This window comes from Tepidicella baoligensis, assembly GCF_013432195.1.
GTDB classification, from domain to species: domain Bacteria; phylum Pseudomonadota; class Gammaproteobacteria; order Burkholderiales; family Burkholderiaceae_C; genus Tepidicella; species Tepidicella baoligensis.
On sequence record NZ_JACCDB010000012.1, the window covers coordinates 1 to 25,239 of the forward strand.

A 25,239-nucleotide genomic window follows, 5' to 3' on the forward strand; every position below is an offset into this window, starting at 1 on the left:
CATGCTGGGCGCACAAGAAAAAGGGCCAACCGTTCCGGTTGGCCCTTGGGTGTTGGTGGCGGACGGTTGACCGCGTGCTGGCTGGCCTCCCGAGCTGATGAGCGATGGCGCGGGTTACTGCGGGCACTAGCGAATTCACGCCTCACTCCGAATCTTCATTGCCGATCCGATACCCCATCGCCCGGTAGCCACGTTGGCGCTTATCCCACATCCGCAGCAGCGCCGGGTGACCGGTGTCCACAAAGTCGATGATCCGCACGTCGGTCTTGCTGGCGTGCTCCCGGTGCAGACGCCCGGCGTACTGCTGAAGCGTGCCCTTCCAGGACACCGGCATGGCGAGCACCAGTGTGTCCAGCGGCGGGTGGTCGAAGCCCTCGCCGACCAGCCTGCCGGTGGCCAGGAGAACTCGGGGCGCGTCGGGCGGCAGCGCGTCAAGCCGGGCGATGAGGTCTGCGCGCTGCTTCTTGGACATCCGGCCATGCAGCACGGAGGGCGCCGGCTCCAGGCTGCCGAGGGCCGCCTCGATGGCGTCGAGGTGTTCCGTGCGTTCGGTCAGGACCAGCACCTTCCGACCTTGCGCCCAAGCATCGCGCACCTCGGCGGCGATGGCCTCGGTCCTGGCCTGATCGCTGGCGAGATGACGGAAGACGTCTTGGATGCCGGCATCTGGCGGGAGATCGATCCACGCATGGCGCGAGCGCGGCACGACCTCCAGGTCGTGCGGCGCCCCGGCCGGGGTAGCCGCCTTGTGGCGGATCGGCCCGCACTGCATGAAGATGATTGGCTGCTGCCCGTCGCGTCGGATCGGAGTCGCCGTCAGGCCCAGCACGTACTTCGCCTTGGTTCGCTTGAGGATCGCGTCGAAGGAGACGGCGCCGACGTGGTGGCACTCGTCGACGATCACGTGGCCGTAGTCCTCGACCAGCGGGTTCACCTCGCCCTGGCGAGACAAGGACTGCATCACGGCGATGTCGATCCTGCCGGTGGGCTTGGCCTTGCCGCCGCCAATGGTGCCGACCATACCCTTGCCGACGCCCAGAAACGCCTGCAGCCGCTCCTGCCACTGCTTGAGCAGTTCGGTTCGATGAACCAGCACCAAGGTATTGACGCCCCGGCGCGCGATCATCGCGGCGGCCGTCACCGTCTTGCCGAAGGCGGTCGGTGCGCACAGCACCCCGGCATCAAAGGGCAGCATCGCCGCGACGGCGGCTTCCTGGTCGGGACGCAGACTGCCGACGAAAGACACGTCCAGCGGCTGGCCGGCAACGCGTTCGTCTCTCAGGTCGCAGACGATGCCGTTTTCACGCAGCAGTGACAGGGCGGCATCCAGACACCCTCGGGGTAACGCGATGTGCTGGGGGTAGTTCTCGGCGCAGCCGATGACACGCGGTTTGTCCCACACCGACATCCGCATCGCCTGCGCCTTGTAGAACTCGGGGTTCTGGAACGCTGCCAGCCGGATCAGGCGGTTGGCCAGCGCCTGCGGCAGTTTGGCCTTCTCGAAATAGATCAGGTTGGCCAGCGTCACGCTTAGTGACTTTGGCATCGGCCCGGGCAGCTTCTTGGTCGAAGTGCTCTCGCGTTTCCACGGCGTGGCCAGGTCTTCGTCGTCGATGAAGGTGACGTCCAGCGGATGGACGCCACCCGTGGCACGCAGGATGGTCGGCTCGATGTCGTGCGCGGCCATCGGCTGGATGGAGGCCAGGAATGCCCATTGGTCCGGGTATGGGCGCAGCTCGGCGTCGACGAACACGCTGAAGCCCCTTTCCCTCGGACCCTTCTGCAAGGGCAAGGCGATCAGATTGCCGAACCCACCTTTGGGCATCGTGTCCTGGTTCGGGAACAGCCGGTCGTAAGACGTGAGGCGGAGCTGCCGCGTGCGCGCGCAGGTATGACTGACGATGGCCGTGCCCAGGCGGCGGGCATCGCGCGCCGCCACCCGGTCGGCAAAGAACACCCAGACGTGAGCCCCCTGACCGGAGCGCGAAATCTCCAGCGCCGCCGGCACACCAAGCTCTGCGCACGACTGCATGAATGCCTGTGCATCATCCCGCCATTCGGCCTCGTCAAAGTCGACAGCCAGGAAGTAGCAGCTGTCGTCCTCCAACAGGGGATACACCCCGACCGTGTGATCGCCGGCCAGGTGCTTGTAGATCACGGCGTCCGACAGCGGGATGAGCATGCGATTGGCGCAATCGCCGCATTTGATGCGTGGCTTCTCGCACACGCCGGCGCGCCACTCATTCGCGCAGGCTGGCGCGTAGCCCGACTTGCCGGTGGTCTTGCTTTCCCATCGAACGGGGAACACGTCGGTGCGGCCGCGGAACAGGCGCCGGAAGAGCGCGACCTTTTCGTCGGTGGACAGTCTCGATGACTCCACAGGCGGCGGAGTGGGCTGCTGACGCGCACGCCACTCGATGCCGTGCGACTCGAGCAGTGCGATCAGACGGGAGTTCTCGGCGCGCAACGCCGAAAGTTCATCGCTGTCGGCCATCGTGCCGGCGCTCATGAATTGCGGCGTCTACCGGATCGATGCAAAACATGTCATGCCACTTGAAGTTGCGCCTCGGATGGTCCATCCGTCCGGGCAATCGCCAGCTTTTGATGTCCCGCCGAAAAAAGCAAGCCCACGTTCTTGGGCCACGGTGATTCGGTGGGTCCGCCCGCCACATTCATCTGCCGGGCCAAGGCCTCGACCGACAGCCCGGGCGCATCCTCTGCCAGCGTGCTGCCCACCTCCTGCAAAAAGGCCTGCATCAAGGGCTTCGACAGATCATCGATTCGTGCCGACTGGTTGTAGCGGTCATCGAATGACACCTTGGCCGCCAGGCTCAACAAGTCTTGCTCGGTTTCGCCCTTGGCCTCGACCGTGCTGCTGTACCTGCGGATGAAGTACTTCCAGACCTTGTGCTTCGCCGTAATGGCTTCCGGCGCTTTGTAAGGCCGGTTCTGCCCGCCCGGTGCCCACAGCACGATCAGCTTGCGCCCCTCGACTTCCTCTATGCTCAATACCGGGAAGTACGGCGGCTGGATCAACTGGCAGGCGGCCAACAATTCCTGCTGAATCTTGTCGAGCTGGTTATCGGCTAGCCCCACCGGCGGAAACACCGGTTGACCATTGGCATCACAATCCTGCCCGATCACCACATAACCGCCGCCGAGGTTTTCGAAGTCGTTGGCGAAGGCGCACACGGTACGGATGATCGGGTCCGGATTCCACCCGGCCTTGTACTCGATGCGCTCACCCTCGACCGTGCGTTGGCGCAGCAGATCATGGAGATTGATCGGGAGCTTGCTCATACTCTTTTCCCCCCGCTAAGCCGGCTTCCGACCAGAAATGGTCGAAACCATCGCCCACACCCCAACCGACGTTTTGCCCCAACTGACGCACCCGGTCGAGCCTCGCTAGAAATGCCGCCTGCTGCCCCTTGGGAAGTGCCAGCACATATTTCAGCGCCTGTTCGAACATCCGCACCAGTGCGTCATAAAAGCCTTCATCGTCCATGCCGCAACCGGCCAGAAAATCGAACACTTCCTCGCAGTAAAACACCGTGAGTTCGGCCAATCCCTCTGGCTGGCCCAGTGCCTTCTTGTAATCGCTGATGGCCTTCTTGGCCTTGCTGACCGAGATCGGGTTGCGAAAGTCAGGCGGGTTGATCCATCGGATGATTACATCCTTGAAGGGCTCCAGCGGGTCGTCGCCCAGCCCAAAACGAGCGTGCAAAAACGCCTTGTTGTCCTTGCTGGCGGCGTACAGGTCTTGCACCAGCCCCAGCAAACCGGCGCGGTCGAAATCGGCCAGCTTGGTTTTGACGTCGCTCCAACTGGGCGTGGCTCTGGTGGTTTTCTTCGTTGCCATGCGAATCAGTCCTTGGTCCGAACCATTAAGCACGCCTTAATGGTTGCCGGCAGGCATTCGGTTGCCAATAAACGAGCGATGATGTCATCCTCACGCATTCGCCGAAATGTCATGGTTTTACCCCATACGATCCAGCCAGACGGTTCAGCAAGTCTTGGTGTCGAGACTCCAGGTCACTCAGCGTGAAAGCTCCCAAAGCCAAGAGACGTTGGGAGTTTGGCAAACTTTCGACTCGGTCCTCAAAGTAGCGCACTCGTTTGTCGGCAAAGTCCAGGTTGCCCAGCGACGTGTTCTTACGTCGTGACAGAAGCATCAGGTTGCCGAGCCGGTGAAGCCATACCTCACGCTGCGCATCGGTGAAATCCTTGAGCCATTGGCTGGCTTTGCCCGGTGTCTGCGGCAGAATGTGCTCGACGCTGATCTCGTCGGGCAAGTTCAAGGGTGCGGCATGACTGGCCAGCAGATATTCCAAACGCAACAGCACATACCTGGCAAAGCGCCGCCCATAGATCGCACCGTCGAGCAGATCCATCAGCTGCTTAGAGTCGAAATCGAAAACCCTGCTGGCCAAGACCTCGTCTGGAGTCCTGGCTGACTCGATGGCCTTGAGCACCTCGTTCATGTTGCTGATCCGCTGGGTTGGTGTCAGCTGCACAATCCAGTCGGCCGAAAATTTGTTATCGATGCGCTCGATCAGGTCGAGCAGTTTCTGAGCCTTGAATTTGCGATACCAGGCCAGCACCGGTGGAATCCAATCGGTGGCAGGCAAGCCACGGCGCATCACGTTGATGCGGTTGCGGTACGCGTTGCCAAGGCTGGTTGGCAGGCCATCAAACTGGATTGCCTCGTCGAAAGCGTCCTTGTAGGCTTTGACAGCCTCAAAACTGTCAGTGCCCAGCGCCAGCAACGGTGGTTTGGCACCGTAGATGCGCTCGTCGAATTCCTTGAGCAGACCTTCGCGCGCCTTATCTTTCACGTAGATCGTGCGCACCAGGGATAGGAATCGGTCGAATTCATCACGACCCATCTCGCCCTCGACCTCCTCCCAGTATTCGGCCCATTTGGTGCGCTCACTGTCCTTGCTGATGGCGCCAAGGTTTTTGGCCTTGAGGATGTCGCTGTTTGACAGGGGGATACCGCGGTCATTAAGGATGGTGAAGAGGCGGAAAGCGTCGTCCAGATCCTCCGTCGACACGTAGATGAACAGGGCGTTGTTCAGCAAATATCCGACAAAGCGATCAAAGTCTGCGGCTGTCGGGAAGCGGCCTGTGTCATCAAAACTGGCGTGAATGGTCTGCATGCCTGCAGCCATGTTTGCAAGTGACAGGTTCTTGCTGGCAGCGATGCCAGACAAGTCCATACTGCGCGACCCGTCGTCTGTCTTGATGTAGCGCTCGATAAAGGCACCAACGTTATCGCGAATGTCATAGACGATGCGATTGCGACCGGGAATCTTCTTCCACTTGTTCTCTTCTTGGAACAGCATCTCCCGGCAAGCGCCCTTGAGTTTGTCGTCCACCACCCGGTCACGAATGCACGCCAACATCAGCATCAGCGTCGTCAGGCGCTGCTGACCATCCAGCAGTTCGTACTCCTCAAAGCTCACACCATCGGTGATGCGAGTAGCTTTGCGCAAGACCATCGAGCCTAGGAAATACTGCCCTTCCGGGTTGTGCTCGCTGGCGTAGTTCACATCGTCGATCAGCTCGGAAATTTCATCCTTGCCCCAGACGTAAGCACGCTGGTAATCCGGGATGCGGAACCAGAAACGTGAGAACACCTCACCGATGACAATTTTGGCGCTCTCGATTTGCCCCTTTTTACTTGAACTCATTTCCACTCCCTGGGATTACCTGGATGCAGCAGCAAACAGATCATCAAGCAGCGGATTGCTGTTGATCAGCAGCAGCTTCTTGATCGTGGCGGCCTGGTTGATTTCCAGGCGCACGAAATGCTCGCCACCAGCCGAAGACTGTTTGCGGATCAGTTGGATGCGCCCGAATAACCCGCCGTGCTTTTCCGCAAACTTTGCCAGACCGACCGCTTTCTCAAAGTTGTCAGCCAGGCTGGGATCGTGGGGTTCCAAAATGTCGATAACGAAGCCAGTACCGGCCTTGCGCACCACGACCAGATCCGGAAACATCGGCCGAACGTCGCCACCTGTCTCATATGGAATTTCCAGCGACCACGGCTTCTTGGGCAGGTTACGCAACCAGCCGACCACTTCAGGCTTGGCCAGTTCTTCCTTCAACACCCCGGCCTCCCAGGAGCCCAATTCGGCACGGAACTGGCCGTTGCCTTCCACATACAGATGGCGCTCCCAGAGGGGATCAGTCGGCAGTCGCTTGAAGTCGATGGATGCCGGTAATTGCCATGGCACCTCGTTGGGCTTGGCCGTCGCCAGCCGCAGCTTCTCGTAATTGACGCGCCGCTGCTCCTTGAGTTTGTAGATGGCCTTCTTGTGCTGGTCGTAAAGACCATCGAATGCGGCCTCTGCCTGGGATTCCAGCACGGCCATTTCTGCCGCGTTGCGAGCCAGAACGATGGCCTCAACCTTGACTTCCAGCGCATCACGATCCGCGTGGGCGCGCCAATACTCCATCTGCAAACCGTGACTGAAGGCGCGCCCAGCCTCTTCGAACAGCCGATCAATGTCCACGTCCGAGGCATCAATGTGATAGTCCGCAGTCGGCTCAGCTACGCCAGTGCCGTTATTGACAGCCAAGGTCCGCAGGCCAACCTGCGTGATCGCTTTGGTCGCCGCGTCAAACTGGCCTGCCGCCTTGATCGCTGCAATGCGCTGCCCCATCCACTCAACGATCTGCTGCTTGGCCCGGCCCCAGGCATCGTCATCAATCTCATCGATGGTCAGACTGCGTGAAATGGCCATATACCGGCGCAGTGGGCTTTGCGCCCGAGCGGCATTCACACGGTACGTGATCAATTCGTCGAGTGCCGCAAAGATGGACTCGCAGCCTTCGCGCCGCTTGAGCACCACCAAATTGCGGCTGGAGCCGGTTTCGGCGGGCGGCACATCTTCCGCGTTGTGCAGCGAGGCCACCACGCTTTCCACGGCCCCCGTATCGAAGTAGGGCAAAAACAGATGCACATCGTTGAGCGCCGCATCCTTCTCGATGCGGCGTGCCAGCGGCGTGCGCACCATCCGGCCCAGCAACTGGGCGATGTAGGTGTGGTCCTCCGCACGGCGGAACGACATCATCACTTCGGCGCGCGGGCAATCCCAGCCGGTGGACAGGCTGGTCTTGAAGAACACCACACCGATGTTTTTGTCCGCATCAATCCGCGAGGCTTCGACCTTGCGCACCCGGCGGCCGCCCACGTCCAGGTCACCCGTGTCGTGCATCGCATGGGCAACCTCGCCTTCGTTCAGGCGACGGCCAATGGCACTCTCGATCACGGTCAGTGCTGCGCCAAGATCCGTCTTGGTCAGTTGCCGTTCTGAGCCGTTCTCAACCTGAACCACCAGTACCGGCCAGATGGTTTGCTCTTTTTCTTCATGGCAGTACGCGCCCCAGGCGGCCGTCATCTGCCCCCACCGCCGTGCCGCCTCTTCCAAAAGCGCCATCTCAGCCGTGGTGGCGGCTTCCGGGTGATGAATCAGGATGCGGTCTTTCAGCAGGCCAGACTTGCGCACCTCCTCAGCAGGCACGGCCACCTTGTGCGTGGTCACGGTGTGCTCAGCGTTGGCGATCAAATCCAGGAATCGTTTGGGCGTGGCCGACACCCCAATCACCATCGGCATCTTGACCAGGCCAACCTCGGGGTAACCCAACAAGAAGCGCTGCATCAGGGTCTGCGCAGCCTGCGCACCCTTGCCCGAGGTCATGCCGCGGTGCGCCTCGTCGATCACCACATAAAAGCGATCGGGAATCGCCCGTGCCGTGTTGGTCAGCGTTTCCCAAATCAGATGCTGCCGTCCGTCGCCACGATTGGTCAGCGGCTGATTGACGGCCAGCTTCTGCGTGTTGATGAAATAGATGCGCCCGCCATCCAGCCGGGGCGCGTCGAAATGCGCATCAATGGTGATGAGCTGATTAACCCGGTACACCTTGTCCGATTTGCTCTCGATCTTGAGCTTGGTCTGCTCGTTGAGCTCGGGCATGTCCGACACCCACAAGATCACGGCATCGGGTTGCGGCACCCAATCGAGCGGCCAGGCCAACTGGTCATCGGGCTCATCCAGAATCGCCTCGAACAGCGCCGTCATCATGATGGTCTTGCCGCTGCCCGTGGCCGCCGAGAAGGCCACGACTTGCTGGTTATCGGGCGATACGTTTTTTCGGGCACTGACCAGCGCTTCACGCAGTTTGCCCAGCGCGTCTTTCTGAAAATCGAACAGGGTGACCTTCATGCCCGCGCTCCCTGGGTATCGGTGTGACCGGCAGCGCGGTCCTGGTTCTTGTTGATCATGAAATTGAGCAGGTAATCGCGGTACAACTGCACCACCGCCAAGCCGGGGTTGGCCTTGGCCGCCACCTCGCGCACGTCCTGCGCCATGGTTTTGAAGGATTCGTCCGCGTCGGTGACGATGAACACCTGCGACAAGCCGGTGCGGCCTTCCAGCGACTTCAGCAAGCGGCCCATGCGGGTTTCATCCAGCAGCACCACGAAATTGCTGCCCTCCGGCGCAAACAGCACCGGCTCCGGCTCGCCGCGTTTCAATTCGGGCCGCGGCCCCACGGCGCCCGCCTTCAGCCACAGCAGCGGCAGGATCTCGCGGAAGGCGCGGCGCAACGACACGCGCTCCTTCTCCAGAAAATCCAGCTTGAAGTAGGCAAGGTTAGCGGCAAAGCCCGCGCTCATCGGGCGCTTTTCTTCTTCGGGCACCAGCAGCGGCCCGAGCAGCTCCACCACCTGCGCCTTCAACTGGTCGAACACACGCTTGACGGGCGTGACGATGTAAAAGTCGGTGATGTGCTCTTGTCCGTCGAGTGCCTCCAGCCAATCTTCTGCGGCTGCTGGGTCAAACAGCACGCTGGCCTTGTGGTCTTCCGACACGATGAAGGGGCACGGGTCCTTCACCAGCGTTTGCGGCAAGCCGTCGATCAGCGCCACCAACTGCTTCTTCTTGGGCAGTGTGTCGAGCTGCAAAGGATCGACAAAACCGATCTGCGTGAAGCTGCGCGCTTTCTCGCGCTCCACCGTCTTGCCGGTCAGGTACTCACCGGTCAGCACCGAGCCATCGTCACGGCGACCAAGAATGGTGTACTTGCTGCGCGGCCAGGTCACCGAACGGCAGATGCCTTGGGCCTCCCACTCTGCATCGCCGGGTTGCAGGCCGCGTGCGCTCAGTGCGGCCGCCTCCTCGGCGGAGACTTCGTTGTTGGTGACCAAAATGCAGCGGCGTGACCCGCCATCGGTGGCATTGAGCAGGTTGACGGCGTTGAGCGTAGTGCCACTGCCTGCGAAAAAATCCACGATCAGGGCGTTGGGGCGGTCGCGGACAATGGCTGCCACGGCATCCCGCGTGGCGTAGAGCGACTTCGGGAAAGAGAATTTCCCACCTTCACCCAGAATCCCGCGCAGCAAGCTCGAACCATAGTTACCTGCATCGTGGGTGGCGCGGTGCCACACCGTTTTGATGGAGCGCTGCTGGCTTTCGGTGTAACGCACCGTCACTTCGCCAGTCACTTCGTGCCGGTCAACGATCTCGATAACGCCTGCTTCGATCTGGTTTTGTGCCTTTTGCCCAAGGTACAGAATGGTCCAGGTTCCCCGTGCCTCATCAAAGCCGCCCAGCTTTACGTAGCCTTTGGCCAGCAGCTGGCGCAAGGTCGGTGGGCTGACCCGCCAGTTACCGAGCGTACCGTCAGTACGCAAGGGCCATGCCGTGCGGCGATCAGACAGATTACTCAGGTCAGGTTGTTGATCGGGCGGCAAAGGATCGCCAATCTCGACGATCTTGCGCTTCTCCGGATCAACCATGATCGGGAAAAACAATCCATACCGATCTTCGCGCCGTGAGTTGGTACCACCTCGCAACAACCGCTCCCATCGCGGCGTTTGAAAGCGCTTGGAATCCCCGCGGTCGGGCGAAAGCAGATCGTCGTGGTGTGCGGCCAATGTGACGCCGGGGTTGAAGCAGAACAGCGCGTATTCCTCGGCGCGGGACAGGCGGCCTTGCGCCACGCCTTTTTGGTTGATGACGATGGTCACCATCTGCCGGTATGCCTCCGGAAACTCCCGCTCCAGCAGCATCCCGAGGTGATGCACTTCGTGCTCATCAATCGTCACGATCAGCACCCCGGTATCCGGCTTGAGCAGGCGCTTGGCCAGCCTCAGCCGCTTTTCCATGAAGGCCAGCCACTTGCTGTGCCGCCACTGGTCGTTGCCGTCCACGTAGTCGTTGTTGTATTTCCAGTCGCGCGCGCCGGTGTTGTAGGGCGGGTCGATGTAGATGCAATCCACCTTGCCGGCATACAGGTAATCCAGCAACTGCAGCGCGTGGTAGTTATCGGCCTCGATCAGCGTGTGCCAGGGGGCATCTGCCGGGCCGTTTTGCACGGCATCCACGGGCACCAGCGCGGGGAAGATGGGCTCGCCAAACTCCCGCACCACCAGCAGTTCATCCACCGGGAACTGCACCGGCTCTGCCGCTGCGCGGGTGGGTTCGCTGGGGTGGGCCTCGTTGCTGGGCTTGACGCAGGTGGCCACGCCCGCGTGGATGGACTGGATTTGCCACACATCTTTCAGTGCGCCCTGACGGCGACACACCAGATCGCCCTTGCGCGGCTTGGCACCGTGCAGCGGCAACAACTCCGGCAGGTGATCTTCAAACACCAGGCCGAATTTCTTTTCTTTCTTCGCGTTGTTCCACTCGGCAGTGAGGCGCTCGCGCAGGCGGGGATCGCTGATTTGGGCGATCAGGGTATCAATGGCGGACAAACTTCCCTCCTTTTGGCCTACCAGCCCTCACGGGCTGCAGACTCGTGTTCATTCAGCAATTCGACGGGGCCGGTCATCACGAGCCCTTTTCTTCCGGAGCCGCATGCTCATCGGCACCACCGGCGCGCACCCAGTCGTCCACCTCGGAAACCTGGAACTTCCACAACCGACCCACGCGGTGCGCTGGCAGGCCTTTGCGGTCGATCCAGCGGTAGACCGAGTCGCGCGTGACACCCAGATGCTCGGCAATCTGGTCCACGGACACCCACGGTTCAGCGGTCATGGCAGGGCTCCGGCAGCAGCGGTTGGGGCGGCATAAAGTCGGTTTGAATCGCAAAGACTGCAATTTATCAGGTTGAAGGCCACCAGACGAGGGTTCGATGCCGTGGGCATCATCTTTTTCTTGGCTTCTTGATCGTTCAGCGCGTGAATGGTGGCGTGATCCACCAATCAAGGAGCCCCACGATGAACACCAAGACCACTGCCATCGACACCTATCTCGCCCGCACCGCAGCCATCCACATCAAGGTAGCCCGGCTGCGCCAACTGACCGACAACCACTTCGGCCACGACCCTGACGCCATCCACTGGGGCCACGTTGGCGACCTCGGGCGGGTGGAGCAGGCGCTCGACGACCTGCTCGCCATCTTCGACGGTCGGTCCGAGTGACGGAGGCCGCGATGGAAACCCTGCCCAAGCTCACCCCGACTCAAGCCCTGCTGCTACGCACTGCCGCCCACCGCGCCGATGGACAAGTGATTCCGCCTGAGACGCTGCGCGGTGGCGCACGGGTCAAGGTGCTGACTGCGCTGCTCGATCGTGGCTGGATCGAGCCCGCCGACGGCTACCACGTGCTGACCGACGCGGGCTACGCGGCCATCGGCCAACAGCGGCCTGTGCCGCCGGATGGCGTCGCGAAGTGCGACACCACCGACGGCCTCCAACTTCTGGAGGGCATCCCGGTGCGCCCTGGCACCAAACTCGCCGCGCTGGTGCTAGCGCTGCGCCGCCCGCAGGGGGCAACCAGTCTGCAACTGATGCTGGCGACCGGCTGGCAGCCGCATTCCGTGCGCGGCGCGATCTCGGGCCTGCTGCGCAAGCGCCTGGGCCTGAACGTGGTGCTGACGCACAACGCAGCCGGAGAGCGGGTGTACCGGATCGGCTGACGGTCAGCCGCGCCGCAAGGGGTCGGAGTTCAGGTCCGGCCCTTGGGGTACGCACAACATGCGTACCCTGGCCGTCCTTCCGGTCGCTGGCCGTGGCGGCAGCGCTGGCCTGCAAACCGCAAACCCTGCAAACCTCGGTTTGCACCCTGACGGTGGCGAAGCGCCGCGCTCGCGCCCCCCGTATTGGCTTTCGGCCAGGAAGGACCCGTGAATGGCCGGGCGGCTTCCTCGACCGTCACCGCTGTCCAGACCTTAGCCGAGATACTACCCCTGATCGGCCTGCTTTGTTGCACCCCTGAACGACCCCGGATTTGCATCCAGTCCGAAACTGTCTGTCAGCGCGCCCTGCGTTCATCAACGTTGCGCATGGGTTTGGAAGAGCTACCCCATCAGAGCACCGCCTCCAGCCCCTTGCGTTCGATGAGGTCGAGCAGCTTCTGCGAGGGACCGCTGGGCTTCTTGTCGCCCACTTCCCACTTGCGCACGGTCGAGACGCTGGTGTTGAGGACCGATGCCAGCACGGCCTGACTCAAGTGCAGGCGTTCGCGCAAGGCGCGCACTTTCTCAGCGTCGTATTCATGCACCGGCTCCAGGCACAGCGCGTCGTACTGGCGCATCTTGCGCTTGTCGATGAAGCCCAGGCGATGCAGGTCGCGCGCCGTCTCATGAACGGCCTGCAGCAGGCGACTCTTGGACTTAGGCTCGTTTGTCATGGCAAATCTCCTGCAATGTTCCGTCGGCAACGGAGTCATACAACTGGCGCGCGGGAAGGGTCAGCAGATCGGCGGCCAGATCCCGCAGCGCCTCCAGTTCCTCGTCATCGATGTTGGCCCGCTCGTTTTTCTCGAAGCCGTAGACGAAGAACCAGCGATCGCCCTTGTTGGTGGCAATCAGGGTGCGCGCGCCACCACGCTTGCCGCGGTTGCCCAAGCCCACGCGCTTTTTCACCACGCCACCGCCCAGGTCGGCATCGATGAGGCCCGCGGCCATCTCCTCGACCGCTTGACACAACCCGGCGTCTGTCAGTTCGGTCTTGCGCATCCAACGAGCGAAGTGGCGCGTCTTGAAGACTCTTCTCATTAGTGAAGTATGCCACTTAGTGGCACCATGTGTCGAGAAGTTCCTTGCTCTCCGTTCAGACGGTCGGCCACGATCGAGAGCGCCCGCTGCCACCGCCGCCAGGCGGTGGTCCGGTCGCAGCCGAAGCGGGCGCAGATGTCGCGCCAGCGGTGGCGCTCGGCGCGCATCCACACGAGATGCCGTTCCTCTTCCTCCAGCCACAAGACCCAGCGCATGGTCTCGAGCATGCGCTCGATGGCCTCGGGGCTGGGCGGGAAGCGCCGGATCGTCGGCTCGGCCCCCAGCGTCTCCCAGGGCATGCGGCGGATCGCGGGCCAGGTGTTGAAGTAGCCCTGCACGCGCACGGGCGGCAGGCGGTGGGCGGTGATGGCCGCCTCCCGGAAGCGTTCGGCCACCCGCTCGACGGTCCACTCAGCCATGGCGCGCCTCCCGTGCGCCGTAGAGCCGCTCGCCGATTCGGCGGATCAGCTCGCGTTCCATCCCATCGAGCCGGTCGTCCTCCAGGGAGACGACGAGCAGGCGTTGCTCGCGCCAGCCGCGGCGCTTGACGGCTTCCACGTCCATCGGCTCGGGCTGCAGGCGCCCCAGCGGGCAGCGGTAGCGAGGGGTCGGGATGTCCATCTCACGCCTCCTGCGCCGCGTCGTGGAGCGGGAGGGCCCAGAGCAACAGCGCCAAGGCGTCGGCCTCGTTGTCGTCCGCCGGGGCGTGACCCCGGCGACGCACGGCCGCCATCACCGCGTCCTTACCGGCGCGGCCAGAGCCGGTGGCGTGCTTCTTGATCGTGCCCACCGGCACGCCCTGGTAGGGAATGCCGTGGTGCTCGCACCAGGCCGTGAGCGTGGCGAGGAACCCGCCGTAGGCGTGGGCCGCATCGGTCGAGACGTGGCGGCGCACTTCCTCGAAGACCAGCGCGTCGATCCCGTCGGCGTGGGCCTTCAGTTCGGTGATCCAGCGCTTGAAGCGCAGGAAACGCATGCCGCCGCCTTCGAAGCGTCGGGGCTTGAAGGATTCGGTGCCGCTGGTGATTCGGCCCGTGCGGTCGCGCAGCGCCCAGCCGGTGGTGGTGCCCAGGTCCAGGGCCAGGATCGTGGTGTGCATGGTGTCAGTCCTCGTTCGGTGGGGACTGACGCATCCGACGCACGATATCGATAGTTCCCGTGAGGCGCGCGCACGCGCGCGCGCGTAGAGACTTACGATGGACAGCGTCAGATGCGTCAGTCCTGTCGGTGGTCACGGGTGTTCAGTCGTCGGCATAGGGGGTGTAGGCGGGCTGCATCGGGTGCTTGAGACCCACGCCACGGAAGCCCCGGATGCCGGCGGCGTTGCGCCATTTCTCGACGCCGCGGGTGATCAAGAGGTCGGAGAAGCGGCGCTGTGAGCCGACGAACTCGCCGGCGGCCTCCGCCCACTGCTTCCAGTCGGTGAACAGTTCGGCGGTCAGTGACTTGGCATTGGCCTCGCGCACGCAGCGCTCCTCCAGCCAGCGGCCCAGCGCGTCCTCGGCTTCGAAGTACTCCTCGGTGGCGGCCACGACCTGCGGCGGCGGATCGAGCCGGCCCAGGCGCTGCCAGGCCAGGCACCCTTCCAGCGCCCAGGCCAGGATGCCGTCCCGCTCGGCCAGCAACTTCTGCTGCAGGTGTTTGTCGCGCCGCTCGGGCGGCACGGTGATCGTGAAGGGGATCAGGTGCAGCCGCCGCTTCATCGCCTCGTCGATGTTGCGGATGGCGGGCTTGTGGTTGCCAGCGACGAAAAGCTTGAACTGCGGCCAGAACTCGAAGAAGTCCTGCCGCATGAAGCGCGCGGAGATCTTGTCGCCGCCCGTGAGGCTCTTGACCTTGGATTCGGCCCAGCGCCGCCCTTGCTCGGTCTCGATGGAGGAGACGAAGCGCGCCCCGCGCAGGCCCGCCATGTCGGTTGGATGCCGGTCGCTGCGCGTCTCCATGAAGGTGTCCATCGGCGCGCTGGCGGCGTAGTCGCCGAGGATCGTGGCCAGGGTGTTCACGAACACCGACTTGCCGTTGGCGCCGGTGCCATAGAGGAAGAACAGCGCATGCTCCTGGGTCGAGCCGGTCAAGCAGTAGCCGCTGACGCGCTGCAAATAGGCTTGCAGGTCCGCGTCGCCGCCGGTGACTTCGGCAAGGAAGCGCCGCCAGGTCGGGCAGTCGCCGCCGGGCGTGGCGGTGGTGATCTTGGTCATGCGGTCGGCGCGGTCGTGTGCGCGCATGCGCCCCGTCCTGAGGTCGACCACGCCGCCTGGGGTGTTGAGCAGCCAGGGATCGGCGTCCCACTCGGCGGTGGTCGCGGCGTGGCGTCGGTCTGCGCGAGCCAGGCGTTCGACGCCGCCGACGGTGCCGGAGGTGGCCAGCTTGGCCGCCAGCTTGGGGTTGTCGGCCTGGAGGGCCGCGTGTCGGCAGACACCGCGGATCAAGTCGGTGGCCGCCAGCGTCTCCTCGTTGCGCCAACGCCGGCCATCCCACACCAACCAGCGGCCCCAGGCCGCCACGTAGCGCCAGTCGCGGTGGTAGCGCCGGGTGAAGGCCAGCGCCAGGGCATCTTCGGTGCCCCACACCGATTCATCCGCGCCGATCACCGGCTCGCCGGGGTCCGCAATGTCATGCACCTGCACACGCGGACCGTGGGCGAGGAAGGCCGCGACGTCGAAGCCCTCCATCACGGCGTCCGCCGCGTCCCAGCCGTCCGCCGCTTCCTCGGGCGGGTAGAGGATGTGGCAGGACTTCGCGCCCGCCGACAGAATCGCCTGGGCCGCCTGCACGGCGTACTCCCAGCCGGGTTTGTCGCGGTCAGGCCAGACCAAGACGGCCTTGCCCGCCAGCGGCGACCAGTCGGTCTTGTCCACCGGGGCGTTGGCGCCGTGCATCGCGGTGGTGGCCACGATCCCAGTCTCGATCAAGGCCTGGGCGCACTTCTCGCCCTCGACCAGCACGACCTGGGCGGCCTCCTTGATCCCCGGCTGGTTGTACAGCGGCCGCGGCTCGGGCGGTGCCATCTTGCGCCGTTTGGCGTCCCAGGGCCGGAACTCCTTCTTGCGCCCGGGCGGGTCGTAGCGGTAGACGACGGCGATGAGCTGCCCTTGTGCGTCGAGGTAGTCCCACTTGGCGGTGGCCGGGCCGAGATCGTCGATCGGGGTCTTCTTGGCCGCCTTGCGCGGCGGCGCCGTGGGCGCTCGGCCGACGAGGTCCTCGGCCAGATCGAGGACGCGGGCGAAGTCGCCCTGCACGTCCACGCCGAAGTGAGCGCCGATCAGGTGGAACACATCGCCGCCGGAGCCTTCGGCACGGTCGGTCCAAAGCCCCGCCTTGTCCCCAATGAGCACGACCTCCAGGCTGTCCCCCGGGCTGCCGAGCACGTCGCCGATGACGAACTTGCCGCGGCGCTTCTTTCCAGCGGGGAACAGGGTGAACAGCACCGACTCCAGCCTCGCGAGCAGCGCGGCGCGCACGGCCTCGCGGCGTTCGGACGCCGGGATCTCGGGCGCGGGTGCGGTGTCATTGAAGTCCAGCATCCGACTCCTCCTCGTGCCCTGCGTCGGCCGTGAGCAGGGCTTGACGTTCCTCCATCCACGCCATCAGTTCGGAGAGCTTGAAACGCAGCAGCTTGCCCACCCGGTAGTGCGGCAGGCGCAGACGCCGGCGCTCCTTCGCGTGCGTGAGCCAGTAGTGCGGCAGATTGAGCGCCAGTGCCGCCTCGCGTGCGTCGATCAGGCGCTCCCCGAGCACCGGGTGCAGCGGTGTCTCGTTCATGCCGCAGCCCTCCAGCACCGGTCCTGCCACGGGCACATCCGGCACTCGACATGGGTGGGCTCGGAGAAGGCGCGCGGCAGCAGTTCGCCCGCCTCGGTGGCCGTGATGACCTTCACGGCCCGGTCGGACATGCGCTGCGCCAACGCCGCATCGAACGGCACCAGCTCGGCGTGGATCTCCATGGTGTCGGCGTTCACCGCCGTGAACAGGGCCGGGTGCGCGTGCAGTTCGAGATAGGCCTGGTAGAGCGCCACTTGCGCGGCGTAGACCGGGCGGGCAGACGCAAGCCGGTGCTTCTCCAACTCGCGCCACGATTTGGCGCCCAGGCACTTGTTCTCCCACAGCGCGGGATAGCCGGCCCCAAAGCCGAGGTCGGGCCCGGCGACGAGCACGCCATCGACGTGGCCCTGCAGGCGCCCGTCGAGCGCCGAGAAGCCGAAGGGCTCGCCCGCGTCGGTGCGCGTGCGCAGATCGAAGCCCGCCGCGCGCAGCCATCCGACCATGCAGTCCTCGATCACGTGGCCGCGTTCGAACACGCGCAGCATCCGACCGTCGGTCTCGCGACCCGGATCGACCGGGGCGTCGGCGACCTCGTACTGCAGCGCGCGCTCGCAGGCGGCCCCGAGGCGCGAGGCGCCCAGGTACGTGCGGCGAGGCTGCGCCGCGCGAGACTGCTGCAGCCCGGCATCGATCAGCGCCGTGATCTGACCCGACAGGCTCTTGGAGGCGTTGAAGTCCATCATCGCCGCGCCTCCTTGGGTGCTGCCGTGCGTGCCGTCTGCGCTTGAGCCTTCGGCTCCTCCCACGGCAGATCGTCCTCGAGGTCGGCGAAGGGGTCGGACACCGGGTCTTTCAAGCCCCGCACCGGCGGGTACTTGGTCGCTTCGTGGTGCTCGACCATCGCCTCCGTGTAGCAGGTGACGATGGCGTCGATCACCTGGAGCGCCTCGGCCTCGGAGTAGTCGCCCAGCGGCTTGTCGAAGCCGATGCGTTCTGCCGCCGCGCCGAAGGCCTTGAGGCACTTCTTCATCGCGGCCAGTTCGACGTCAGACGGATCGATCATGGCCACCTCCGTCTTGGACGTGTGTCCTTCCTGCACCCGCAGCCACTGGCCGTAGAGCGCGTGAAACGCCTCCTGGCAACGCCGCGAGCAGAACACCCAGTCGATCGGATAGCGCCGGGCGTCGCCCACCGGATGCCGAAGGTCCGTGTGGCCGTAGCCGCGCGCCTGTCGTTTGCAGACCCAGCACTTCATGCCCCTCCTCTCACTGCGCCCAGGCCGGCTTGCCCGGCACGGCGGGGCGTTGCGGGGCGGGCGGCGTGGGGATCGCACGGGGCGGGGCGACCGCCGCCGGGGCGCCACCGTTGCCGGTACCGGGGGCCTTCGGCGGCACGCCCATCAGGCGGACGTAGTCCGGGTGGTCGGGCTCGACGGCGTTTCGGATGACGTTCTTCAACTCGCCGCGGCCGTCCTTCTCGATGTCGATGCGGGCGAGGAACTCGATGCCGTCGAGCTCGTGGAAGCCCTGGATGCGCCGCGCGGCGGCGGCCTGCGGGCTCATGTCCTGGGGATGGACATTGCGGGCGCTGTTGAGGATCGCGCGCACGAAGCTGCGGCCCATCTGACCCCAGGCCGGGCCCTTCGGGGAATGCAGGCCGATGTTGCTCCAGAGCTTGCGCCGGGCGTACTCGCCCTCCAGCACCACGAACTCGGCGGCGAGATAGACGGAACCCGTCTCGAAGCTCTGGGTGGCCCAGCCGCCCGTCCAGCCCTGCGCCGGGTCATCAAAGCCCCCGGGCTTGATCGTCATGCGCACGCGGGCAAGCGTGCCTTTGGGGATGAGCTCGAAGCTTTGCTGTTGTTCGGCGTCGTTGAAATCGCACCAATCGGTCATGGCTTACTCCTGGGATGCAGTGGCGGATGGCGGAAGGCGGGTGGCGGCGGCGCACTTGTCGATCAGCGCGCGCAGGTTCGGCGGCTCCAGCAACTCGAGCTGGCCGGAGCGGTCCTTGGCCGGGACGCCGTAGGGGTTCACCGTGTGGCAGACGAAGGCGCGGTAGATTGATCCGTCCTCGGCCTTGATCTCCGCCAAGGTGACCACCTCGTCGACGATGCCGGGCAGTTCCGCGGCGGTCTTGGCGCCCTCGATCTGCGGCACGAAGACCTTGCGGTTGAAGTCGTCCAGGCGCTCGTCGAGGATGGCCACGAACACGACGTGCTTGCCGCGCGCGTGCTGCAGGTGGGTCAGCGCCCCGATGAGTTCCGAACCGAGCAGGCCGTAGGCGCCCCGGGTGTCGGGCTTGCCGGTGCGCTCGCTGTAGGCTTGCGGCTGGGTCTTGGCCCAGACGAGCGCCAGGCGCGCGAGTACCGTGATCGAGTCGACGAAGTAGGTGTCGTACTTGGCCAGTTGCGCGGGATCGCCGTAGCGCTCGCACACATGCCGGTAATGCGCCTCGGAGTACGGCGCATCCGCCGGCAACGCCGGGTTCGGGCCGGCCAGGAACACCACGAGATCGCGGAACTCCGGCCAGGTGCTCGGGCGCACGCAGTCGCCGCGCCAGTCCTTGACGGCCAGATCCCCGGCCTCGAGGTCGACGAACAGGGTCGAGGCTTCGGGCAGGGTCTTCAACTGGCTGGTCTTGCCGATGCCGCTCTTGCCTAGAAGCACGAGCTTCACGCCCTGCTTCTCGCGCAGCCGCTGATCGGCGGTGATGATGGGGAGGGCCATCACGCCACCTCCTTCAGCCGCTCCGCGACCGCCGGGTTCCAGAGGATCTGGTAGCCGCTGTGCCCGTTGCGCGAGTACGGCATGGCTTCGGCCCAAGCCTCGCCGGCTTCGGTCAGTTCCCACTCGTCCCGCTCGTTGCGCAACTGCAGGCCGTGGTGGGCCAGGCGCTGGTTGATGGCCTTGGCCGACAGGCCGAGCAGCCTGCCGAGCTGGGTGGCGTTGAGCGAGCAGATCGCCTCGTTCGCCGCAGTGTCCCGGGCAGGAAGGGCGCGGCGCAGCGTCTCGACCGCCAGGCCCGTGTTCTCCTGGATGCAGGAGAGCGTGGCCGCCATCGCGATGCCGGGTTTGACCCCCGGCACCTTGGCCACGGCCTCGCCGATCAGCAGCAGAGCGGCGATGCGGTCCTGGGTGGGTGCCGGCAGGGTCGGGCGTGCACTTGGCGCCGTGTAGCTGCCCGTCTTGCGGATCGCCGGCAGCACCTCGTGGGTGACCCAGCGCTTGAAGCGCTTGGCCTCGCGCTTGCGGCTGCCGAGGACCAGGCTGTACAGCCCGGGCTCGTTGACGACGTTGACCTGGTCATTGCCGCGCGAGATGCCCTGAATCGAGATCAGGGCTTGCTCGTCAGGGTCCAGTCGCGCCAGGGCGCGGGTGGTGTTCGGCAGTTCAAGAACCGCGCACACATCCACCGCGACGAACCACGGTTCGCCTTGGGCATCCGTGACGACCCGGACCGGACGGCCTTCGAAATCAAACGGGATCAGTTCGGTGCTCATGGATCACTCCTCCGAGACGAGGGCCAGCCGGAACGTGGGCTTGCCGGGCTTGACGGTGCGGGCGGCATCGAACCCGGCGCGCAGTGCCGGCGGCCAGTTGGAGAAGCGCGATTCCGAGACGGAGTACTCGACGTCCAGGTAGTCCTCGACCTTCTCGCCGGCGGCGGCGATGCGCCGGGCGATGGCGGCCAGTTGCGCCTGGTCCCAGGACACGCGCTTCGGGACATCGACCGTCACGCGAAGCAGCCCGTCCTTCAGGTGCACGACGCCGAAGTCCTTGCCCGCCTCGAGGCGGGCAGCACGGGCCTGCTCGCCGTAGGCGGCCTCCAGCGCAGCGTCGAACTTTGCGCGGGCCTGCTTGAGCCAGGCGAGCGCTTCGTCCAGGTGGCGGCTGATCTGCGCCTTCTGGGCGGGCGGAAGCGCGGTGAGCTGGCCGACGGACATCGCGGCGATGTCGGCGGGGTAGAGGGTCAAATCGCTCATCGCACCCCCTTCAGCGCGCCGCGCGCTCGGAGGTCGAGTCGTGCAGGGCGCCACGCTCGAACTCGATGACCGACTCCAGGGGGTAGCTGACGCGCTTGGACAGCTTCAGGTAGCGCGGGCCCCGCCCTTCGCTGCGCCAGCGCTGCAGGGTCTTGGGGCTCAGGCCCCAGCGCTGCGCGAGCTCGTTCTCGTTGAGGACCCGACGGTCGCCGGGAGACAGGCTGTTGATCGCATCGACCGGCGACCGGGGGATGGTGCTTGCCGTTGTCGGCATGGAAGCCTCCTATGACGCTGTTGAGGAACAGGTGTCATTGCAGGCTTCGGGTGGCGAACCTTGGAGGGACCGAATGGCGAACCACGCGGGAACTTCGGGTTCGCCAAAGTTCTCGCCGATACGAAAACGGCGGGCACAAGGCCCGCCGTCATGGTCGAGGATCAGTCAAGGACGGCTGTGCGTCACTCCGCCTGCAAGGCGGCGATCAAGGGGCAGCGCACCCGGCCGCGAATGGCATTGCAGCGCTGCACGAGCTCGGACAGCGCCGCTTCGATGCGCTGCAGGTCAGCCAGTCGTTCGCGAACGTCAACGAGTTTGCGCTGAGCCTGCGCACGCGCCTCGGCGCAGTGCGATCCGTCCTCGAGCTTGAGCAGTTCGGACACCTCGTCGAGACTGAAGCCCAGCCGCTGTGCCGACTTGATGAAGCGGACGCGGCCAAGCTCGTCGGCGCCGTAACGGCGGATACTTCCCTGCGGCCGATCTGGTTCGGGCAACAGCCCCTTGCGCTGGTAGAAGCGGATGGTTTCGACATTGACGCCAGCCGCGCGCGCCAGCGCGCCGATCGTCATCGCCTCGATCTCGGGCGTGCTGTTCATGGTCTTGACTCCGTACTTAAGTACGGAAGTAAGCTTACTCCATGAAACCAGACACCCCAACTGCGCAAGGCAGTACCGGAGGCGGCCGTGCGGCGCTCGCGGCCGGATTCGTCTCGGCCATCCTCGCATCGACCTGCTGCCTCGGGCCATTGGTGCTGATCACGCTGGGCTTCTCAGGGGCATGGATCAGCAACCTGACGGCCCTCGAACCCTACCGCCCGATCTTCATCGGCGCGGCCCTCGTCGCGTTGTTCCTCGCCGGGCGACGCATATGGGCGAAAGCCCCGGCGTGCGAACCCGGACAGGCCTGCGCGGTGCCGTCGGTTCGGCGCGGCTACGAGCTGCTGTTCGGGATCGTGGTCGCCCTGGTGATCGTGGCGCTCGGCTTCCCGCTGGTCGCGCCCTGGTTTTACTGAACGGAGGTTTTATGAAGAGATTGCTTGGTTTTCCGATGCTGACGCTCGCCCTGATCGTGAGCGTGCCAGTCATCGCCGCGACAAAGACCGTCACCCTGTCAGTGCCGGGCATGAACTGCGCCGCCTGCCCGATTACGGTCAAGAAGGCGCTCGGCAAGGTGCCGGGCGTGGCCAAGACGGACGTGAACCTCGACAAACGACAGGCGACCGTGACGTTCGACGACGCGCGGGCGAATGTAGAGGCGCTGACGCGGGCGACCCAGGATGCTGGCTACCCCTCGACGGTGGTCGGGAGCGTGAAGTGACTGCCGTCGTTCTGGAATCGACGTTGACTTGTCCGGAGTGCGGTCACACCAAGACCGAGACCATGCCTACCGATGCCTGCCAGTGGTTCTATGAGTGCGAGGCCTGCCACGCCATACTCAAGCCCAAGCCCGGGGACTGCTGCGTCTATTGCTCCTACGGCACTGTGCCGTGCCCACCAATCCAGGAGCGTGGCAGAGGTAGTTGTTGCGCCAGCTGAGCGCCAGTCTCAAGCTGAAGGAAAGCCCAGCAGCCGACGCTGCTCGCCCCAGTCGCGAGGCAGCAGGTCTTGGCGGCCACGCAGCGTGTGCAGATTCAGATGCCGGGGCTGGCGTCCGTCCAGGATGGCCTCGACGATGTCGGGGGCCAAGAGGGTCAGGCGCAGCACCTCGGCCACCCAGCCGGGCTCCAACTTCAGGGCGCGGGCCAGGTCGGTCGTCGTGGGATAGCGCCCCTCCTCGAGCAGCCGCTTCCAGTAGAAGGCCTTGCCGAGCGTCTTGATCATCGGCGCATCCAGGCCGCCCGCGGTCGCAGCGGCGGACTCGGGCGTCGGCGGGATCAGGAGCTTGCGGTTCTGGCGGCGCTTGATCGTCAGCGGCACCAGCGTGACGCGCTGGCCATCGCTGACGTAGCTGCGGGCATCGGTTCCGACCTCGACGCGGATAGCGCGCTTGCGCGGGTTCGTCGTGGTGCTCATGCCGGTGTTTCCTCGGTCTGTGCGCTGGATTCCTCGACCAGCGGATGCGCGCCGATCTCGGGCCCCAATCCCAGCCAGCCGTCCTCGCGCCAGAGGATGTCGAGTCCGTGCTCATGCAGTTGGACCCGCTCGATCAGCAGCCGCGCGATGCGTTGCTGCTCGGCCGGGAACAACTGCGCCCACACGTCGCCGATGCGTCGCATCGCCACCACCACCTGCGCCTCATCGAGGGCGGCACCGGCCGGGTGGCGCTGGCACGCCCGCCAGGTGCCGATCAGCACCTCCGGCGCCGAGAGCGCCGTGTGGATCTGCGTCAGCACCGCGTTCTCGATCTCGGCCGCGGGCAGGTGGCCGACGTCCGGGGCGTCCGGCGCCAGGCTCGCGCCCGCGTTGCGGCGCTTGTGCAGGTAGGGGACGTAGTAGCGGTAGGTGCGTCCGCTCTTCTTCTTGACGAAGGTGTGCAGCATGCGCTGGCCGTCGGGCGCGAACAGCAGCCCCGCGAGCAGCGCCGGATGCTTGGCGCGGTGCTCGCGCGGCGCCTGCTTGCGGCGCGCGATGAAAGCGTGCGCGGCGTCCCACAGGTCTCGTGGCACGATCGCTTCGTGTTGGCCGGGATACCACGTGCCGTGGTTGCGGATCTCACCCAGGTAGATGCGGTTGCGCAGCAACGCGAAGATGTATTGCTGGTCGATGGGTCGGCCCGTGCGCCGGCGCCCGCCTTGGGTCACCCAGGCCTTGGTGGTGTGCCCCTCGACCGCCATCTCCCGCACCAGTCGCGCAGCCGAGCCATGCTCGGCGTAGCGCCGGAAGATGTCACGCACGAGGGCTGCCTCGCGCTCGTTGACGACGAGCTTGCGATCGACGACGTCGTAGCCCAGCGGCGGCATGCCGCCCATCCACATGCCCTTGGCCTTGGAGGCGGCGATCTTGTCGCGGATGCGCTCGCCGGTGACCTCGCGCTCGAACTGCGCGAAGGACAGCAGGATGTTGAGCGTGAGCCGCCCCATCGAGGTGGTGGTGTTGAACTGCTGCGTGACCGAGACGAAGGAGACGCCGTTGCGGTCGAACACCTCCACCAGCTTGGCGAAGTCGGCGAGGCTTCGCGTCAATCGGTCGATCTTGTAGACGACCACGATGTCGATCCTGCCGGCCTCGATGTCGGCGAGCAGCCGCTTGAGCGCAGGGCGGTCGAGATTGCCGCCGGAGTAGCCGCCGTCGTCATAACCCTCCTCGACGGCGATCCAGCCCTCGTGGCGTTGGCTGGCGATGAAGGCCCGTCCCGCGTCGCGTTGGGCCTCCAGGCTGTTGTACTCCTGGTCCAGTCCCTCGTCGGTGGACTTGCGCGTGTAGACCGCGCAGCGCCTCGATGGCGTGACGGGACCAGGAGTCGGCATGGTCGACGAGGGCACGGAGCGTTGTGATCTCATACCGGCTCCTTCCGTCCGTCCTTGGTCTTGAGGCCGAAGAACGCGGGGCCCGACCAAGGCGTGCCGGTGATGTGGCGGGCAATCGCCGTCAGGCTCTTGAACCGCTGCCCCTGATACTCGAAGTCATTGGGCCCGCGCACCAGCACCCGGTGCTCGACGTCGTCGAAGATCCGTGTGAGCACGGTGCCCGGCAGCAGCCGATTCGCGTCGTGGCGAAGCTGGCGCGGCAGGATGCCCGTCTCACCGATCTCCTCGAGCTTGCGGCGGGTCGCGGGCTTCAACCCGCCAAAGGCGCGCTCCTGGATCCTGTAGGCGAGCCGGCTCTCCAGCCACGTGCGGTGGTGATGCTTGGGCCGCTCCTCGAAGTACTCGTCCCACAGCGCCCAGAGGCTGTCCATCGGCAGGTGGGGCAACTGCGCGACGCGGGCGGCGACGGTGGTCGGGTCTGCAGGGCTTGCGTGTGTCGTCATCGGCGAACTCCTCGTGCGTGATCGGGGTTCGCATTCACGCGCTGTGGACCGCACAAGCCAAGGCCAACCGAGTCGCTGTCGGTGGCGGGATGGCCAGATGGCGGAAAGGGGCGCGCGCGCAGCCGCAGCAGGGCGCAGGCCAGCAGATCGACGACCTCTTGGTGCGCGTGCCGAGGCCGATCGGCCTCGGGAGCCAGGACGAAGGGTTCGGGTTCGTGCATGGTCGGCGTTTTGATGGAAAACGCCGCTCATGCTAGGAATCGAGGGCACTTCGCGTAACGGGTTTGGGCGGGGATGC

The 25,239-nt window shown here is 65.0% G+C and carries 30 protein-coding genes; 5 read left to right on the forward strand and 25 right to left on the reverse strand.

Annotated features, from left to right (window positions below; translation table 11 throughout):
• Nucleotides 1-142: 142 nt before the first annotated feature.
• The 7 genes from HZS63_RS11440 to HZS63_RS11470 form a co-directional block, all read right to left on the reverse strand.
• Nucleotides 143-2,509, reverse strand: coding sequence for a TOTE conflict system archaeo-eukaryotic primase domain-containing protein (locus HZS63_RS11440; protein WP_246316330.1), 2,367 nt, complete (start codon nt 2,507-2,509; stop codon nt 143-145).
• Nucleotides 2,510-2,544: 35 nt separating this feature from the next.
• Nucleotides 2,545-3,300, reverse strand: coding sequence for an AlbA family DNA-binding domain-containing protein (locus HZS63_RS11445; RefSeq protein WP_219339173.1), 756 nt, complete (start codon nt 3,298-3,300; stop codon nt 2,545-2,547).
• Nucleotides 3,272-3,859, reverse strand: a complete 588-nt coding sequence (locus HZS63_RS11450) for a hypothetical protein (RefSeq protein ID WP_180684165.1) — start codon at nt 3,857-3,859, stop codon at nt 3,272-3,274. The genes HZS63_RS11445 and HZS63_RS11450 overlap by 29 nt, the downstream gene beginning before the upstream one ends.
• 109 nt (nt 3,860-3,968) lie before the next feature.
• On the reverse strand, nt 3,969-5,693 hold the full coding sequence (locus tag HZS63_RS11455) for a DUF262 domain-containing protein (protein ID WP_180684166.1): 1,725 nt from the start codon (nt 5,691-5,693) through the stop codon (nt 3,969-3,971).
• 15 nt (nt 5,694-5,708) lie between these two features.
• Nucleotides 5,709-8,231, reverse strand: coding sequence for a DEAD/DEAH box helicase (locus HZS63_RS11460; RefSeq protein ID WP_180684167.1), 2,523 nt, complete (start codon nt 8,229-8,231; stop codon nt 5,709-5,711).
• On the reverse strand, nt 8,228-10,765 hold the full coding sequence (locus HZS63_RS11465) for a site-specific DNA-methyltransferase (RefSeq protein ID WP_180684168.1): 2,538 nt from the start codon (nt 10,763-10,765) through the stop codon (nt 8,228-8,230). Before HZS63_RS11465 ends, HZS63_RS11460 begins: the two co-directional genes overlap by 4 nt.
• 76 nt (nt 10,766-10,841) lie before the next feature.
• Nucleotides 10,842-11,048 carry a helix-turn-helix domain-containing protein gene (locus HZS63_RS11470; protein ID WP_180684169.1) on the reverse strand — a complete coding sequence of 69 codons (207 nt, stop codon included), beginning with the start codon at nt 11,046-11,048 and terminating at the stop codon, nt 10,842-10,844.
• 182 nt (nt 11,049-11,230) lie between these two features.
• Here HZS63_RS11470 and HZS63_RS11475 point away from each other — a divergent pair, with 182 nt between their 5' ends.
• Nucleotides 11,231-11,434, forward strand: coding sequence for a hypothetical protein (locus HZS63_RS11475; protein WP_180684170.1), 204 nt, complete (start codon nt 11,231-11,233; stop codon nt 11,432-11,434).
• Entirely contained in the window at nt 11,431-11,931 is a 501-nt protein-coding gene (locus HZS63_RS11480; protein ID WP_180684171.1) for a DUF3489 domain-containing protein, read from the forward strand. Before HZS63_RS11475 ends, HZS63_RS11480 begins: the two co-directional genes overlap by 4 nt.
• A 389-nt stretch (nt 11,932-12,320) precedes the next feature.
• Here HZS63_RS11480 and HZS63_RS11485 read toward each other — a convergent pair whose 3' ends face one another.
• The 15 genes from HZS63_RS11485 to merR all read right to left on the reverse strand — a co-directional run bounded on the left by HZS63_RS11485 (nt 12,321) and on the right by merR (nt 21,628).
• Nucleotides 12,321-12,644 (reverse strand): helix-turn-helix domain-containing protein, encoded by a 324-nt coding sequence (locus tag HZS63_RS11485; RefSeq protein WP_144327724.1) that lies wholly within the window; start codon nt 12,642-12,644, stop codon nt 12,321-12,323.
• Nucleotides 12,628-13,011 carry a type II toxin-antitoxin system RelE/ParE family toxin gene (locus tag HZS63_RS11490; protein WP_180684172.1) on the reverse strand — a complete coding sequence of 128 codons (384 nt, stop codon included), beginning with the start codon at nt 13,009-13,011 and terminating at the stop codon, nt 12,628-12,630. The genes HZS63_RS11485 and HZS63_RS11490 overlap by 17 nt, the downstream gene beginning before the upstream one ends.
• On the reverse strand, nt 13,011-13,430 hold the full coding sequence (locus tag HZS63_RS11495) for a DUF6362 family protein (protein ID WP_055424140.1): 420 nt from the start codon (nt 13,428-13,430) through the stop codon (nt 13,011-13,013). The genes HZS63_RS11490 and HZS63_RS11495 overlap by 1 nt, the downstream gene beginning before the upstream one ends.
• Entirely contained in the window at nt 13,423-13,632 is a 210-nt protein-coding gene (locus HZS63_RS11500) for a hypothetical protein (protein WP_054284883.1), read from the reverse strand. Before HZS63_RS11500 ends, HZS63_RS11495 begins: the two co-directional genes overlap by 8 nt.
• A gap of 1 nt (nt 13,633) precedes the next feature.
• Entirely contained in the window at nt 13,634-14,110 is a 477-nt protein-coding gene (locus tag HZS63_RS11505) for a crossover junction endodeoxyribonuclease RuvC (protein ID WP_180684173.1), read from the reverse strand.
• A 142-nt stretch (nt 14,111-14,252) separates the two neighbouring features.
• Nucleotides 14,253-16,535 (reverse strand): phage/plasmid primase, P4 family, encoded by a 2,283-nt coding sequence (locus HZS63_RS11510; RefSeq protein WP_180684174.1) that lies wholly within the window; start codon nt 16,533-16,535, stop codon nt 14,253-14,255.
• The gene (locus HZS63_RS11515) at nt 16,519-16,773 is read right to left on the reverse strand and encodes a helix-turn-helix domain-containing protein (protein WP_054284959.1); all 255 of its coding nucleotides are present in this window, start codon (nt 16,771-16,773) and stop codon (nt 16,519-16,521) included. Before HZS63_RS11515 ends, HZS63_RS11510 begins: the two co-directional genes overlap by 17 nt.
• Nucleotides 16,770-17,516 (reverse strand): hypothetical protein, encoded by a 747-nt coding sequence (locus tag HZS63_RS11520; protein ID WP_180684175.1) that lies wholly within the window; start codon nt 17,514-17,516, stop codon nt 16,770-16,772. The genes HZS63_RS11515 and HZS63_RS11520 overlap by 4 nt, the downstream gene beginning before the upstream one ends.
• Complete coding sequence (locus tag HZS63_RS11525; RefSeq protein ID WP_180684176.1) at nt 17,513-18,028, reverse strand: DUF6511 domain-containing protein; 516 nt, start codon at nt 18,026-18,028, stop codon at nt 17,513-17,515. Before HZS63_RS11525 ends, HZS63_RS11520 begins: the two co-directional genes overlap by 4 nt.
• 10 nt (nt 18,029-18,038) lie before the next feature.
• Nucleotides 18,039-18,668, reverse strand: coding sequence for a hypothetical protein (locus HZS63_RS11530; protein WP_180684177.1), 630 nt, complete (start codon nt 18,666-18,668; stop codon nt 18,039-18,041).
• A 3-nt stretch (nt 18,669-18,671) separates the two neighbouring features.
• Nucleotides 18,672-19,502: an ATP-binding protein gene (locus tag HZS63_RS11535; protein WP_180684178.1), complete on the reverse strand. Its 831-nt coding sequence runs from the start codon at nt 19,500-19,502 to the stop codon at nt 18,672-18,674.
• Entirely contained in the window at nt 19,502-20,275 is a 774-nt protein-coding gene (locus HZS63_RS11540) for a BRO-N domain-containing protein (RefSeq protein WP_053822770.1), read from the reverse strand. Before HZS63_RS11540 ends, HZS63_RS11535 begins: the two co-directional genes overlap by 1 nt.
• A gap of 3 nt (nt 20,276-20,278) precedes the next feature.
• Nucleotides 20,279-20,758: a hypothetical protein gene (locus HZS63_RS11545; protein ID WP_180684179.1), complete on the reverse strand. Its 480-nt coding sequence runs from the start codon at nt 20,756-20,758 to the stop codon at nt 20,279-20,281.
• 10 nt (nt 20,759-20,768) lie between these two features.
• Complete coding sequence (locus HZS63_RS11550; RefSeq protein ID WP_028769813.1) at nt 20,769-21,032, reverse strand: helix-turn-helix transcriptional regulator; 264 nt, start codon at nt 21,030-21,032, stop codon at nt 20,769-20,771.
• A gap of 182 nt (nt 21,033-21,214) precedes the next feature.
• Nucleotides 21,215-21,628 carry a mercury resistance transcriptional regulator MerR gene (gene merR, locus HZS63_RS11555; RefSeq protein WP_053822773.1) on the reverse strand — a complete coding sequence of 138 codons (414 nt, stop codon included), beginning with the start codon at nt 21,626-21,628 and terminating at the stop codon, nt 21,215-21,217.
• Nucleotides 21,629-21,669: 41 nt separating this feature from the next.
• On the opposite strand from merR, the gene merT reads away from it, so the two are divergent.
• From merT to HZS63_RS14155, 3 genes are read left to right on the forward strand one after another with little or no spacing between them, the layout of a single operon-like run.
• Nucleotides 21,670-22,044, forward strand: a complete 375-nt coding sequence (merT, locus tag HZS63_RS11560) for a mercuric ion transporter MerT (RefSeq protein ID WP_053822774.1) — start codon at nt 21,670-21,672, stop codon at nt 22,042-22,044.
• A gap of 11 nt (nt 22,045-22,055) precedes the next feature.
• Nucleotides 22,056-22,349 (forward strand): mercury resistance system periplasmic binding protein MerP, encoded by a 294-nt coding sequence (gene merP, locus HZS63_RS11565; RefSeq protein ID WP_053822775.1) that lies wholly within the window; start codon nt 22,056-22,058, stop codon nt 22,347-22,349.
• On the forward strand, nt 22,346-22,567 hold the full coding sequence (locus tag HZS63_RS14155) for a GDCCVxC domain-containing (seleno)protein (RefSeq protein WP_082371571.1): 222 nt from the start codon (nt 22,346-22,348) through the stop codon (nt 22,565-22,567). Before merP ends, HZS63_RS14155 begins: the two co-directional genes overlap by 4 nt.
• 9 nt (nt 22,568-22,576) lie before the next feature.
• Here HZS63_RS14155 and HZS63_RS11570 read toward each other — a convergent pair whose 3' ends face one another.
• Genes HZS63_RS11570 through HZS63_RS11580 form a run of 3 tightly spaced genes read right to left on the reverse strand, consistent with a single transcriptional unit; the run spans nt 22,577 to nt 24,941 of the window.
• Nucleotides 22,577-23,044, reverse strand: coding sequence for a hypothetical protein (locus HZS63_RS11570; protein WP_104302172.1), 468 nt, complete (start codon nt 23,042-23,044; stop codon nt 22,577-22,579).
• Nucleotides 23,041-24,438, reverse strand: a complete 1,398-nt coding sequence (locus HZS63_RS11575) for a recombinase family protein (protein ID WP_246316338.1) — start codon at nt 24,436-24,438, stop codon at nt 23,041-23,043. The genes HZS63_RS11570 and HZS63_RS11575 overlap by 4 nt, the downstream gene beginning before the upstream one ends.
• A 29-nt stretch (nt 24,439-24,467) precedes the next feature.
• A complete protein-coding gene (locus HZS63_RS11580) occupies nt 24,468-24,941 on the reverse strand; it encodes a DUF2924 domain-containing protein (RefSeq protein ID WP_180684181.1) in 474 nt (157 codons plus the stop codon).
• Between the last annotated feature and the right edge of the window lie 298 nt (nt 24,942-25,239).